The following is a 12,597-nucleotide window of genomic DNA, read 5'->3' as shown; positions in this document are numbered from 1 at the left end:
TTCGAGCGCTCCGGGCATCCGAGCCCCGGTCTCCGCAGAACGCGCCAACTCCATGAGAACGGAATCGTTGATGATCCTGTCGGCCTGGGTCTACGTTCGACAGGCACTCACTCAGGGAGGGCACGATGCAGGAGGAAGCCCGTCCGGGCACCGGAGAGCAGGCCAAACAGCTCGCGCTGGCGAAGCTGCGCCAGGCGATCCTGCACGGCGAGATGGCACCGGCGCAGCGGCTGGTGGAGAACGAGCTCGCCGAGCAGTTCGGTGTGACACGGGCCAGCATCCGCGCGGCACTGATCGATCTGGAGGCCGAGGGACTGGTCGAGCGGATCCGCAACCGGGGTTCGCGGGTGCGGGTGGTGACCGTGGAGGAAGCGGTCGCCATCAGCGAGTGCCGCATGGCACTGGAAGGGCTGTGCGCGGCGAAGGCGGCGACCCTGGCCACCGACGACCAGCTGGCCGAGCTGGCCGACATCGGCACGGCGATGACCAAGGCCGTGGCAGACGGCGAGCCGGTGACGTACTCCGAGCTCAACCAGCGACTCCACGCCCGCATCCGGGAGTTCTCCGGTCAGCGGGTGGCGGTGGAGCTGCTGGAGCGGCTCAACGCCCAGCTGGTGCGCCACCGTTTCCAGCTCGCGCTGCGGCCGGGACGGCCCCAGCACTCCCTGAGCGAACACCTCGCCGTGATCGAGACGATCACGGCGAGGGACCCGAGGGCGGCCGAAGAGGCCGTCCGCGCCCATCTCATGAGCGTGATCGCCGCGCTGCGCGAATAGCCGCGCGGCGCCCCACGCTCCGAGGCGGGCGGACAGGCCGGTCCGGCCTGAGGGCCGCGCGCCCGCCCTCACCGGGAGCGCGCTTCGTTGAGGAAGGTAATCATCAGGAAACCTGTTGATCGATGCGCGATCCTACTGTGCCGGAACGTCGTCGACCAGCATCCGGGCCGATGGGCTGGGCCGAGGGTCCGGCGCGGACCGGCTGGCCTCGGACCGGCAGACCTGCCCCGGCGGTGGGCGCGGGCGGCCCCGGCCCCGCTGCCCGGGGTCGGCGGGGCCGCCCGTCCCTCAGGAGTAGCCCAGCTGCTTCCGTATGTACGGGGTCATCAGTGTCCTGGCCTTCGCGAGGGTGGAGGTGCGCCCGCCGAGGACGGCGCTCTCGCCGCCCGGCACGGGGACGAGGGTGAGTCCGTCGGCCGACCCGAAGGGCACGATCAACGGGGTCCTCTGGACCGATCGGTACAGGCGCGGCTCCTTGCGGTGCTTGCCCGAACTCCCCAGATAGGAACGGATGTTGTGGGCGGCGATGTCCGCCTGGGCGATCGCGACGGGCGAGATCTTCAGCTCGCTGACGTCGTTGACGTCCCCGACCGCGAACACGTCGAGCCGCCCGTCGACCCGCAGCGTCCGGTCGACCTTGACGTGCCCGGCGGAGTTCAGCCACGCCCCGTGTCCGGCCAGCCGCAGCCAGAGCGTGTTCGGGGTGGTGCCGGTGGCCCGGAAGGAGAGGTCGGCCTCGATGAGGTGACCGCGACCGTCGCGATACGTGCCGTAGTCGGGCCCGGGAGAGACGAACGAGTCCAGCCGCACCTGCACGCCATGGGACTCCAGCCAGGTCAGCGCCCGCCGCCCGGCCCACTTGCTGCCGGTGGAGTTGAGGAGCACCGGCCCGGCGTGCGCCAGTGTGACCCGCGCGTCCGGCCGGGCCAGCCGGATCTCCGCGGCGAGCTCCACGCCGCCCGGACCGCCACCGACGATCAGCACATGCCCGGCCGAGGCCACACTCTCCTGGTGTGCGGCGAACGTCTTGGCCGCCTCCTCGGTCGTCGTGCCCAGGAAACGGGCCGGCTCCGGGTAGTCCGCTCCGGTCGCGATCACCACCACGTCGTACGGCAGCCGCTCGCCCGTGCTCAGCTTCACCTGCCGCTCGCCGGTGTCGATGTCGATCACCTTGCCCACCACCACACGGCCGTTGCGCAGTAGCCGGTCGTACGGGATGAAGGGCGTCATGGTCCAGTCCTCGTGCACGCCGGCCCGTAGTGAGGCGATGCGGTGGAAGAAGACCTCCTTGCGGTCCACGAGGGTGACCCGTGCGACCTCGTCCAGCTGCCTGGCGAGGCGGATGCCCCCGTATCCGCCGCCGATCACGATCACTTCGCCGTCAAGCACGCCGATTCTCCTGTGCTGGGTGGGGGAGAGAGGACGAGCTTAACGTTTGAAACTTAAAGCTGCGGGCGGGCTCTGTGCTCGTTGTGTGAAGCGACGGCGGACGACACGAGTCACTGTCTGCCCAGGCTGGGCCCGTGACTGACAACGCCCGGCCCCTCGCCGTGTTCGACCTGGACAACACCCTTGCCGACACCGCGCACCGGCGCGGTTCCTGGAGTGGAAGCCGCGCGACTGGGACGGGTTCTTCGCCGCCGCCCCGCAGGACCAGCCGCTTGCCGAGGGCGTCGCGCTGGTGCGGGAGAGCGCCGAGGAGCGCGACGTCGTGTATCTGGCCGGGCGCCCCGAGCGCTGCCGCCTCGACACCGTCGACTGGCTCGCCGCCCACGGACTGCCCGAGGGCCGGATCTGGATGCGCCGAGACGCCGGGCGGACGGGTGGGGGAGGAGCCGGGCGGACGGGTGGGGGAGGAGCCGGGCGGACGGGTGGGGGAAGAGGGGACCGCAGGCCTGCCCGCCGCACCAAGCTCAAGACCCTCCGCCGGCCGGCCCGGACCCGCGAGACCGCGTCCTCGTGGACGACGACGAGCTGGTCTGCGAGGACGCGGAGCGGGTGGGCTTCACCGTCGTACGGGCGGGCTGGGCCGCCATGTCCGCCCCGCTGAAGGTGGCGCAGGAGCGGGAAGGGCGGGCCTGAGCGCCCGCCGCTCGGGGCCGAGGGCCCGGCGAAGCCGGTCGGTCAGTCGCTGTCCTCCAGTCGGAAGCCGACCTTCAGGCCGACCTGGTAGTGCGCGATCCGCCCCTCCTCGATGTGCCCCCGGACCTGCGTCACCTCGAACCAGTCCAGGTTGCGCAGCGTCTGGGCGGCACGGGCGACGCCGTTGTGAATGGCATGGTCGACACTCTCGCCCGAACTGCCGACGATCTCGGTGACCCGGTAAACGTGGTCGGACATACGGAGTTCTCCTTGTCGCGTACTCCACCGTGGCCGGAGCGCCACACGTCACTCCACGGTGCCCCAGAGTCCGCCGCGGCGCGAGATGTACACCCGGCGGCGCCCTCATCCCGCAACGCTCAGCGACAACGCGAAGCGCGCCTCCCGGTCCGTCCACCAATGCGTCAGCTCCAGTCCGGAAGCGGCCAGTTCGGACCGTACGCCGTCTCGCCGGAACTTCGCCGAGACCTCCGTACGCAGCTCCTCACCGGCAGCGAAGTCCACGGCGAGACCGAGCGCGGGAATCTTCACGCTCTGGGCCGTGCGCGCGCGCAGCCGCATCTCGATCCACTCGCGGTCGGCGTCCCAGAGGGCGACATGGTCGAAGGCGTCGGGGTCGAAGTCCGCGCCCAGCTCACGGTCGACCACGTTCAGCACGTTCTTGTTGAACTCGGCAGTGACCCCGGCCGCGTCGTCGTACGCCGCGACCAGCACCCCGTCGTCCTTGACCAGATCCGTGCCCAGCAGCAGCGCGTCACCGGGCGCCAGCAGGGCACGGACGGCGGACAGGAACGAGGCGCGCTCCACAGGCACCAGGTTGCCGATCGTGCCGCCGAGGAACGCCACCAGGCGCGGCCCCGGAGCCCTGGGCAGTTCGAGCCGCGCGGTGAAGTCGGCGATCAGGGCGTGCACGTGCAGCCCCGGCCGCTCGGCGCTCAGCGCCTCACCCGCCTGCCGCAGCGCGCTCTCACTGACGTCGACCGGCACATAGGTGTGCAGGCCGGGCATCGCGTCCAGTAGATGCCGGGTCTTGTCGGAGGATCCGGAACCCAGCTCGACCAGGGTGCGCGCACCGCTCGCCGCGGCGATCTCGCCCGCCCTGCCGACGAGGATCTCGCGCTCGGCCCGGGTCGGGTAGTACTCGGGCAGCTCCGTGATCCGCTCGAACAGCTCACTGCCGCGGGCGTCGTAGAACCACTTCGGCGGCAGCGTCTTGGGGGAGTGGGTCAGACCGTGCAGGACGTCGGCGCGCAGGGCCGCGTCCGTGGCGTCCTCGGGCAGGGTGCGGGTGAGGCGGAACGGGCTCACGCGGGGGGCTCCTTCGGGGGTACGGATGCCATGTCGTCGGTCGGGCGGGTGGACTCCTCCGGCTCTTTCAGCGGTGTGAGCAGCACGTCCGTGCGGCTCGCCGCGAGCAGCGTGCGGTCCGGCACCTCCACCCAGTGCGGATCGTCGTCGTACGGCTCGGACGCGACGACCGTGCTCCGGCCGGGCTCGGCGCGATACCAGAGCGTGTCGCCCCAGGCCGTCGCGGCGATGGTCTCGCCGTTGGTGAGGAGCAGGTTCAGCCGGGAGCCGGGGGCCGCCCGGGCGACCTCCAAGGCCGTGTCGGCCAGCGCCTGGCCCTCCTCGTCACCGGCGCGCAGCCGGTTCAGGACCAGGGCCCACACGAGCGCGGAGTCGTTGCGGGCCTCCATCGACAGAACCTCGACGGCCGGCAGTTCGGCGGCGAGCGGTGCCAGGGACCGGGGCCACCCGGCGACCGCCCCGTTGTGGCTGAACAGCCACGCCCCGGCCGTGAACGGCGCCGCCGCGGCCTCGTCGTCCGCGCCCGCCACCGTCGCGTCCCGTACGGCCGCCAGCAGCGCACCGGTGCGCACGACCCGGGCGAGGTCCGCGAAGGTCTGGTCGCCCCAGATCGGCCCCGCCCGCCGGTAACGGCCCGGCACCGGGTCCCCCTCGGCGTACCAACCGACTCCGAAACCATCGGCGTTGACCGTCCCGTATCGCTGCCGCCGGGGCGCCCACGACTGCCGGAACAGACTGTGCGGCGGGTCCACGAGAACCCTGCCCAGCGGCGACTGGGGCCCGAGGAAGGCGAGATGACGGCACATCAGAGACCCTCCGGGGAGGCGTCGTGTGCCGTGCGGAACCCGCTGAAGATCTGGCGCCGGATCGGGTAGTCCCAGTTGCGGAACGTCCCCCGGCACGCCACCGGGTCCACGGCGAACGAACCACCGCGCAGCACCTTGTACTCGGGGCCGAAGAACACCTCCGAGTACTCCTTGTACGGGAACGCCGTGAACCCGGGGTACGGCAGGAAGTCGCTCGCCGTCCACTCCCACACATCGCCGATCAACTGCCTTACACCCAGCGGCGATTCACCCGCCGGATAGCTGCCGGCCGGTGCCGGGCGCAGATGGCGCTGGCCGAGGTTGGCGTGCTCGGGCGTCGGGTCGGCGTCGCCCCACGGGTAGCGGGTCGAGCGGCCGGTGACCGGGTCGTGTCGGGCGGCCTTCTCCCACTCGGCCTCCGTGGGCAGCCGGCGCCCCGCCCAGCGGGCGTAGGCGTCGGCCTCGTACCAGCACACGTGCAGTACCGGCTCGTCGGCCGGCACGACCTCGGTGACGCCGAAGCGCCGGCGCAGCCACTGCCGGCCGTCCCGGCGCCAGAACAGCGGCGCGGTGATGCCGTGCGCGCGGATGTGGTCCCAGCCCTCGGCCGTCCACCAGCGTTCGTCGCCGTAGCCGCCGTCCTCGACGAACGTCTGGTACGCGCCGTTCGTCACCGGCGCGGTGTCGATGTGGAATGGCGGGACGAGGCGCCGGTGCGCGGGCCGCTCGTTGTCCAGCGCCCATGGCTCGGCCGAGGTGCCCATCATGAACTCCCCGCCGGGCAGGAGGACTTCGGTGGGCCTCGTGGACAACGGCGCGGGCCCGGGGTCCGGCTCCGACAGCACGGCGGGGCCCCTGCGGAGCTGATGGGTGATCAGCATCGTCTCGTCGTGCTGCTGTTCGTGCTGGGCGATCATCCCGAAGGCGAAGCCCGCGTCGGTGAGGCGGGTGCCGTGGAAGTCGGTCTGCTCCAGCACGTCCAGCGCCCGGCCGCGCACCTCGGCGAGGTACCGGCGGGCCTCCTCGGGCGGCAGCAGCGGCAGCGAGGGCCGCTCGGCGCGCGGATGCTCGAAGGCGTCGTACAGGCCGTCGATCTCGGGCCGCATCGCCTCCCGCCCGGCGACGTTCCGCAGCAGCCACAGCTCCTCCTGGTTGCCGATGTGGGCCAGGTCCCACACCAGCGGGGACATCAGCGGCGAGTGCTGCGCGGTGAGGTCGGGCTCGTCGACGGCGCTGGTCAGGAGCGCGGTGCGGGCACGGGCCGTGGTCAGCGCCGCCAGCGCGCGCTCCCGGAGTATGCCGGGGTCGGCGTCGTTCGTGGAAGCCGGCGTCTCGGCCGCGGTCATGCGGGGATGTCCTTCCTGTGCACCTGATCGAGCAGATCGTCGGCGGGGCAGCGGCCCCGGGCGACATAGCGGTCGGTGAACGCCGCGACGGCGTCCCGCACCTCGGGGCTCGCGCCGAGCCGGGGCAGCGCCTCGGCCGCCGCGGCGAAGCAGACGGCCGCCGCCTCCCGCAGCTCGGGATCGGCCAGAGCGTCCCGGGCGGCGGCGACCCACAGGGGATTGCGCGGCGGCGGCTGCGATCCCGCCCGCTCCGCGAGGGGTTTGACGGTCCGGCAGGCGGTCTCGGCGGCTTCCGGGTCCTCGAACAGTGCCGCCGTCACGGCGAGCGGCACGATCCACCCGTCCTCACCCGGCTGGGCGTCGATCATGCGCAGCTCCAGGTGGCCGCGCGGACGCACCGGAGGGAACAGCGTCGTCAGGTGGTAGTCGAGGTCGGCGCGGCTCGGCGGGGTGGCCGATCTCGTCCACTCCCGGAACGTCATCCCGTCCGGGACACCCCAGGAGCCCTCGTCCGCCCGGACGCACATCACCGGCGCGTCCAGCACCAGCCGCGCCCACGCCCCGCGCGGGTCGCCGCCAAGCTCCGGGGCGTCCGTACGGCCCGGGTCCATCGCCGCCCACAGCGCCTGCCGCGTCGAACGCCAGCCGGTGACCCGGCCCCGCGCCAGCGGGGAGTGCGCGAACGCGGCCACCAGCACCGCGCCGAGCTGGTGCGCCAGCCACCAGCGCCGCGCGTGCCCGAGGGAGCCCGGCTCCTCGAACCCGGCGTCGAGACACACCTGGACCGAGGCGGACGAGCACATCATGGAGCGCCCCTCGGGGCCGAAGCGGTCGAGGCAGGCCTCCATCGCGTCGTACCGGGGCGCGTGGAGGTAGCGGGTCGGCGGGTTCCAGGGTTCGTGGCCGAAGCCGCTGATGCCGAGGCCCGCCTCGCGCAGCGTGGCGCGTACGGCGTCGAGATCGGCCGAGACGGACCCGACGCACTCCATCAGGGAGGCGGCCGGCGCCGAGCTGAGCTCCAGCTGGCCGCCGGGCTCGACGGTCAGCGGCGAGGTCAGTGGCAGGGTCCGCAGCGCGGCGTAGGCCGCTTCGAGTCGTGCGGGTGTTGCCGGGAGCCGCGGATCGCGCAGCTCGTGGACGTGCCATTCCAGTTCGACCCCGAGGGTGCGGGGTGGGCCGGTCTTGAAGCAGATGCCCCGTACCAGGGCCTCCACCTCCGCCTCGGTGACGCCGGAGCGTTGCTCCGTACAGCCACTCAGAGCATCTGACATCTCGGGATCCTCCTGAGATTCCACCGTGTCTCCGGTCCGATTCCGATCACTTTGGACCGTGGTCCTCGCCCCACCCAAAGCCCTCGCGCCGCTTTCGCACAAGGGGACACATCGTGGCAATGCGGATCGGCGATCTCTGTGTCCGGGGTCTTCGAACACCTCTTCCCGGCCCTGTACCGGGCCATTCACGCCGGTGGATACTCCGTTGCGGTCACTGACCAGCATCACCCACGATGCGTGCATGAGCACGACGGGGCAGCGTGCGCGGGCGGTGCTCGTGGCGCGCACGGAGGTGGCGCCATGAGCGCCCGCCTGCGGGGGATCGCACACGAGACCGAGCGGATCGTCGCGGCCGGGCGCTACCGCGCACCCGCCGGCCATGACGTGTCCATCGCGGCCGAGGTCGAGGCCGCCCGTGCCGGGACGCGGCTGTACGGCCCCGAGCCGGTGGAGACACCGCGGGTCGGCCCAGTGAAGTCGATCATCGAGGTCACCGGCGAGAGCAGCCTGGAGGCCGCCCACCGCCTGACGGGCACCGACGCCCCGGTCGCCGTCCTCGACTTCGCCTCAGCCCGCAACCCCGGCGGCGGCTACCTCAACGGCGCCCAGGCCCAGGAGGAAGCCCTCTGCCGGGCCTCCGCCCTCCATGTCTGCGTCCGTGAAGCCCGCGGCTTCTACGACCACCACCGCGCCCACCGCGACCCGTTCTACACGGACCGTGTCATCCACTCGCCGGCCGTCCCCGTCTTCCGCGACGACCGCGGCACCCTCCTCGACACCCCCTACACCGTCGGCTTCCTGACCGCCGCCGCCCCCAACGCGTCGGTCGTTCTGCGTACGGTGCCGGAGCTCGCCCCCGAACTGCCACGAGCCCTGGCGGTGCGCGCGGAGCGCGTACTGGAGACCGCCGTGGCCAACGGCTACCGCCGCCTGGTCCTCGGCGCCTGGGGCTGCGGAGTCTTCGGCAACGACCCGACCCAGGTGGCAGCCGCGTTCCGCGCCCTCCTCACGGCCGGCGGGAGGTTCGAGGGCCACTTCGAGCACGTGGTGTTCGGGGTGCTGGACCGTACGAGGGGAGCGGTGGTGCTCAGTGCCTTCGAGCAAGAGCTGAGCAGGCGCCCTTGAGGACGCGGGGACCTCGCGACGAGCCACATCCGGCCCGCAGCCGGCGTGCGACCGTCAACGCCACCCGTACCGTTCCCGCAACCGGCGCACCACGGAGTTGAACCGCATCCGGTCCAACGCGCAGGCCTCCCGCCGCATCCCCGCCTCATGCAGCCGCAACACCCGGTCCACATCCACCCACGAGTCCCGCCCCGACCGGTCCCACGGCCCACTCCCGATCGGCACCCACTCGCGGTCCCCGTCCCGCCGCTTGCTGGTCAACTGCACGGCGAGGAACGTCCCCCCGGCCTCCCGGGCCACCACCAGCACGGGCCGGTCCTTCCCCCGCCCGTCGTTCTCCTCGAACGGCACCCACGTCCAGACGATCTCCCCGGGATCGGGGTCCCCGTCGTGCGCGGGCGAGTACTCCGTGCGGACCCGCCCCACCTCACGGGGCTCGGCCTCGACGGTGGCGAAGGGTCCGCAGCGGCCGGGAATCCCTTGATCGGCGAAAGAAGTCACGCGCCACAAGGTAACCCGCGCCCCGTAAGGGGCGCTGGGCTGTATCGGTGTGCGGCTCCGCAGCCCGGGCGCGATCCTCCACGAACGGCCCGCGGTCGAGCCCCCGAGGTCGGAGCTACGGCGCAAGGGGCCTACGCTTGCGGACGCCCGCCCGGAGCTGCTGCTCGCGCCGGGACGCCTCCAGCTCCGCGCCCCGGGGCTGCTGGACGGTCACCTCGCCGACAGGCCCGGCACCGACCTCACCGGTCACCCGTCCGATCAGCCCGGCCATCGACGCTTCGCCCATGGTCACAGCGTACGGCGCACACCGCAGCGCCCGAACCCGCGCACACCGCAGGGCCGTTGGCCGGCCCGTGGCTACGGCTCACAGCTCACGGCCCCCACCCGCTCACACCGCGGGCGAATCCGCGGCGGCCCGCCGTGGCGGCCACAGTTCGTGCCAGCGCTGGTCCGCCTCCAACTGCGCGGCCAGCGACAGCAGCAGAGGCTCGCTGTTCGCCGGACCGAGCAGTTGCGCCCCCACGGGCAGCCCGTCGTCCACGAAGCCCGCCGGTACGTTCACGCCGGGCCAGCCCAGGACGTTCCACGGCCACGCGTACGGGCAGGCCGCGATCATCGCGCGGTCGGTGCCGAGTCCGCCCAGGTCGATCATGGAGCCGACGCGCGGCGGGGGAGTGGCGGTGGTGGGCGCCAACAGCACGTCGTACGACTGGAAGAGGACGCCGATCCGCTGGTGGAGCGTGGCCTCCGCGCGGCGGGCCAGTCGCAGGGGCGCCCCGCCGAGCAGCCGGCCGAGGCGGGCGGCGTCGCGTGTGCGCGGGTCGAGGAGGTCCTGCCGGGTGACCGCGCCGGCCCACTCGGCGATCCCGGCGGTGGCGCGCGGGACGAACGCCAGCCCGATCCGTCCGTACCGGGGCTCCGCCTCCTCCACCACGTGCCCGAGCGCGGCCAGTCGCTCCGCCACCGCGCGGACCCGGCCCCGCACCCGGGGGTCGAGCCGCGCGGGGAGCGCCGTGAACGGGGGCTTCAGGGACAGGGCGACTCTGAGCCGTCCGGGATCGCGGCCCACCGCCTCCAAGGCGTTGACGGCGGCGGGCCGGTGCAGGTCGCCCTCGTGGTTGCCGCTCGCCGCGTCCAGGAGCAGGGCGGCGTCGGCGACCGTACGGGCGAGGGTGCCGTTGACGGTGATGCCCTGGAAGGACTCCGCGTGCGGCCAGGTCGAGATTCGGCCGCGCTGCGGTTTGATCCCCACGAGATGCGTCCAGGAAGCGGGGATACGGACCGAGCCGGCGCCGTCCGAGCCCAGCGCGGCCGGCACGAGGCCCGCCGCCACGGCCGCCGCCGAACCGCCGGAGGAACCGCCCGGGGTGTGGTCCGGGTGCCAGGGGTTGCGGGTGGCCCCGAAGGCCGGCCCCTCGGTGAACGGCCACTGCCCCAGCTCGCAGGTGTTGGTCTTGCCGACGACGATCGCCCCGGCCGCGCGCAGCCGCCGCACCGCCTCACCGTCCTCCGGCAGCGACGGGAACTCCCCCCGGCAGCCGAACGCGGTCGGCTCGCCCGCCACGTCCATGTCGTCCTTCACCGCCACCGGCACCCCGAGCAACGGCCGTCGCCCGCCCGCCGCCAGTTCCTCGTCCGCGGCCTCGGCCTCCGCCAGCGCCGCCTCGGCCCGTACCCGCCGGAACGCGTTGACCGTCCCCTGACTCGCCTCGATCCGGGCGAGCGTCCGCTCCACGAGCACCCGCGACGTCACCTCCCCGGCGGCCAGCGCACGCGCGCACTCCACCAGACCCGGGGCACGGTCGGCACTCATACGGAACACCTCCGGAAGCAGCTTGTCTACCGAACGGTAACGTCCGTACGGGTGCCACGGTACGGGGCGGGCGGAGACCGTCGTACGGCGACGGACGCCGTCACCTGGCGAGTGATCCATCCGTAGCCCTCCCGGCCGTCCGCGCGGCGCCGTGGTCCGCCCCACCGGCCCGGGCCGACACCCATAGCGAACACACAGTTCACGCCATAGCTTCCGGCATCGCGGCCCCGGGCGCGCGCACAGTCACCCGGTCGCCGTGTGCGGCGTTCGTCGTTCGTCGGCCGCCGCGTCCCTGCCCAGCGACGGATACGTCCGCCCGTCGTCGAGCGGGACGGCGGGCCGGCCCGCCCCGCCGGAGGTGGCGCGAAATGGTCGCAGAGTTGAACGAGCTGCGAACGTATTGGCCAAACTGCCCAGCCACAAAGATCGGTGGCCCGAACCCGAGCTCCCGTACGGCCGGAACTCCCCCGGCCGGTACCACCCTCACCGCTTCTGCAAGGATGCCGTCCTCATGGTGCAGATACCGAAAGAGCCCGCCCCGCCCTCGCCGCTGCAACGATCCGTGCCCACGAGCGCCGATGTGGCCCGACTCGCGGGTGTCTCCCGCGCGACCGTCAGCTACGTCCTGAACAACACCAGCGCCGTCCGCATCAGCGAGCCCACCCGTCGCCGGGTCCACGAGGCCGCCAAGGAACTCGGCTATGTGCCCCACGCGGCGGCCCGAAGTCTGCGCGCCGGACACAGCCGCCTGGTCCTGATGCCCACGCCGAACGTGCCCGTCGGCCCGCTCTACAGCCAGTTCATCAACGAGCTCCAGTGGGCCCTCAGCCGGCTCGACTACACCGTCGTACAGCACGGCGGCATCGGCCTGCGCGGCGACGACGCCGCCCGCGCCTGGGCCGAGCTGCGCCCGGTCGCGGTGATCGTGCCCGGCGTCGGCCTCGGCCCGCAGGGCGTGGCCGTCCTCAAGCGCTCCGGCGCCAAGGCCGTCGTCACCCTCACTCCCGAACCCGTCGAGGGCGCCCACGCGCTGATCCTGGACCACGCGGGCGTCGGCCACAGCGCCGGCCGGCATCTGGTCGAACGCGGTCACCGCCGGATCGGCGTCGTCGTGCCCGAGGAACCCGGCCTCGGGGTCTTCTCCCAGCCCCGGCTGGCCGGCGTACGCCGCGCGGTGCTCGGCACGGACGCGACGGTCACCGAACTCCCGCTCGCGTACGACGAGGCAGCCGCTACCCGGCTCGCCGGACGCTGGCGCTCACTCGGTCTGGACGCCGTGTTCGCGTACAACGACGAGTACGCCATGCTGGTGATGCGCGCCCTGCAGGACGAGGGCATCGGCATCCCCGGGGAGACGGCCGTGGTCGGGGCCGACGACCTGATGATCGGCCGGTTGCTGAGGCCCCGCCTCAGCACCGTCCACCTGGAGCTGCCGTCCGGACGCGACCTCGCCGAACTGGTCGACCGCGCGGTGCGTGACCCCGCCACGGTCCCCACGACCCACGACGTCCTGGGCGCGCGGATAGTCCACCGCGAATCGAGCTGAACGCG

The 12,597-nt window shown here is 72.9% G+C and carries 12 protein-coding genes and 1 pseudogene; 4 read left to right on the top strand and 9 right to left on the bottom strand.

Going from position 1 to position 12,597, the window contains the following annotated elements:
• Positions 1–125 precede the first annotated feature (125 nt).
• Positions 126–776: a GntR family transcriptional regulator gene (locus tag WBG99_RS02420; RefSeq protein ID WP_338894691.1), complete on the top strand. Its 651-nt coding sequence runs from the start codon at positions 126–128 to the stop codon at positions 774–776.
• Positions 777–1,064: 288 nt separating this feature from the next.
• Here the strand turns inward: WBG99_RS02420 and WBG99_RS02415 are convergent, their stop codons facing one another.
• Positions 1,065–2,165 carry an FAD-dependent oxidoreductase gene (locus tag WBG99_RS02415; RefSeq protein ID WP_338894690.1) on the bottom strand — a complete coding sequence of 367 codons (1,101 nt, stop codon included), beginning with the start codon at positions 2,163–2,165 and terminating at the stop codon, positions 1,065–1,067.
• Positions 2,166–2,299: 134 nt separating this feature from the next.
• On the opposite strand from WBG99_RS02415, the pseudogene WBG99_RS02410 reads away from it, so the two are divergent.
• Positions 2,300–2,858, top strand: a pseudogene (locus WBG99_RS02410) (hypothetical protein).
• A gap of 42 nt (positions 2,859–2,900) precedes the next feature.
• On the opposite strand, the gene WBG99_RS02405 reads toward WBG99_RS02410, so the two are convergent.
• The 5 genes from WBG99_RS02405 to egtA form a co-directional block, all read right to left on the bottom strand.
• Positions 2,901–3,116 carry a dodecin gene (locus tag WBG99_RS02405; RefSeq protein WP_338894689.1) on the bottom strand — a complete coding sequence of 72 codons (216 nt, stop codon included), beginning with the start codon at positions 3,114–3,116 and terminating at the stop codon, positions 2,901–2,903.
• A 105-nt stretch (positions 3,117–3,221) separates the two neighbouring features.
• Positions 3,222–4,184 carry an L-histidine N(alpha)-methyltransferase gene (egtD, locus tag WBG99_RS02400; protein ID WP_338894688.1) on the bottom strand — a complete coding sequence of 321 codons (963 nt, stop codon included), beginning with the start codon at positions 4,182–4,184 and terminating at the stop codon, positions 3,222–3,224.
• Positions 4,181–4,990, bottom strand: a complete 810-nt coding sequence (gene egtC / locus WBG99_RS02395; RefSeq protein ID WP_338894686.1) for an ergothioneine biosynthesis protein EgtC — start codon at positions 4,988–4,990, stop codon at positions 4,181–4,183. Before egtC ends, egtD begins: the two co-directional genes overlap by 4 nt.
• Positions 4,990–6,336: an ergothioneine biosynthesis protein EgtB gene (gene egtB / locus WBG99_RS02390; protein WP_338894685.1), complete on the bottom strand. Its 1,347-nt coding sequence runs from the start codon at positions 6,334–6,336 to the stop codon at positions 4,990–4,992. Before egtB ends, egtC begins: the two co-directional genes overlap by 1 nt.
• A complete protein-coding gene (egtA, locus tag WBG99_RS02385) occupies positions 6,333–7,607 on the bottom strand; it encodes an ergothioneine biosynthesis glutamate--cysteine ligase EgtA (protein WP_338894684.1) in 1,275 nt (424 codons plus the stop codon). The genes egtB and egtA overlap by 4 nt, the downstream gene beginning before the upstream one ends.
• Before the next feature lie 300 nt (positions 7,608–7,907).
• Here egtA and WBG99_RS02380 point away from each other — a divergent pair, with 300 nt between their 5' ends.
• The gene (locus WBG99_RS02380; protein WP_338894683.1) at positions 7,908–8,732 is read left to right on the top strand and encodes a TIGR02452 family protein; all 825 of its coding nucleotides are present in this window, start codon (positions 7,908–7,910) and stop codon (positions 8,730–8,732) included.
• A gap of 54 nt (positions 8,733–8,786) precedes the next feature.
• On the opposite strand, the gene WBG99_RS02375 is transcribed toward WBG99_RS02380, so the two are convergent.
• The 3 genes from WBG99_RS02375 to WBG99_RS02365 form a co-directional block, all read right to left on the bottom strand.
• Positions 8,787–9,233 carry a type II toxin-antitoxin system PemK/MazF family toxin gene (locus tag WBG99_RS02375; protein WP_338894682.1) on the bottom strand — a complete coding sequence of 149 codons (447 nt, stop codon included), beginning with the start codon at positions 9,231–9,233 and terminating at the stop codon, positions 8,787–8,789.
• 115 nt (positions 9,234–9,348) lie between these two features.
• Positions 9,349–9,519, bottom strand: a complete 171-nt coding sequence (locus WBG99_RS02370; RefSeq protein ID WP_338894681.1) for a hypothetical protein — start codon at positions 9,517–9,519, stop codon at positions 9,349–9,351.
• Between the two features lie 102 nt (positions 9,520–9,621).
• Positions 9,622–11,046, bottom strand: a complete 1,425-nt coding sequence (locus WBG99_RS02365; RefSeq protein WP_338894680.1) for an amidase — start codon at positions 11,044–11,046, stop codon at positions 9,622–9,624.
• A 511-nt stretch (positions 11,047–11,557) separates the two neighbouring features.
• On the opposite strand from WBG99_RS02365, the gene WBG99_RS02360 reads away from it, so the two are divergent.
• Complete coding sequence (locus WBG99_RS02360; RefSeq protein WP_338894679.1) at positions 11,558–12,592, top strand: LacI family DNA-binding transcriptional regulator; 1,035 nt, start codon at positions 11,558–11,560, stop codon at positions 12,590–12,592.
• Positions 12,593–12,597 lie beyond the last annotated feature (5 nt).

This window comes from Streptomyces sp. TG1A-60 (assembly GCF_037201975.1).
Classification (GTDB): Bacteria; Actinomycetota; Actinomycetes; order Streptomycetales; family Streptomycetaceae; genus Streptomyces.
This window is presented reverse-complemented; position numbering and strand designations above follow the sequence as displayed.

Excerpts from the sequence above, each read along its gene's own strand:
- WBG99_RS02360 (WP_338894679.1), top strand. The coding sequence starts at position 11,558 with ATGGTGCAGATACCGAAAGAGCCCGCCCCGCCCTCGCCGCTGCAACGA.
- WBG99_RS02370 (WP_338894681.1), bottom strand. The coding sequence starts at position 9,519 with ATGGGCGAAGCGTCGATGGCCGGGCTGATCGGACGGGTGACCGGTGAG.
- WBG99_RS02365 (WP_338894680.1), bottom strand. The coding sequence starts at position 11,046 with ATGAGTGCCGACCGTGCCCCGGGTCTGGTGGAGTGCGCGCGTGCGCTG.
- egtA (WP_338894684.1), bottom strand. The coding sequence starts at position 7,607 with ATGTCAGATGCTCTGAGTGGCTGTACGGAGCAACGCTCCGGCGTCACC.
- WBG99_RS02380 (WP_338894683.1), top strand. The coding sequence starts at position 7,908 with ATGAGCGCCCGCCTGCGGGGGATCGCACACGAGACCGAGCGGATCGTC.
- egtB (WP_338894685.1), bottom strand. The coding sequence starts at position 6,336 with ATGACCGCGGCCGAGACGCCGGCTTCCACGAACGACGCCGACCCCGGC.
- WBG99_RS02420 (WP_338894691.1), top strand. The coding sequence starts at position 126 with ATGCAGGAGGAAGCCCGTCCGGGCACCGGAGAGCAGGCCAAACAGCTC.
- WBG99_RS02405 (WP_338894689.1), bottom strand. The coding sequence starts at position 3,116 with ATGTCCGACCACGTTTACCGGGTCACCGAGATCGTCGGCAGTTCGGGC.
- egtC (WP_338894686.1), bottom strand. The coding sequence starts at position 4,990 with ATGTGCCGTCATCTCGCCTTCCTCGGGCCCCAGTCGCCGCTGGGCAGG.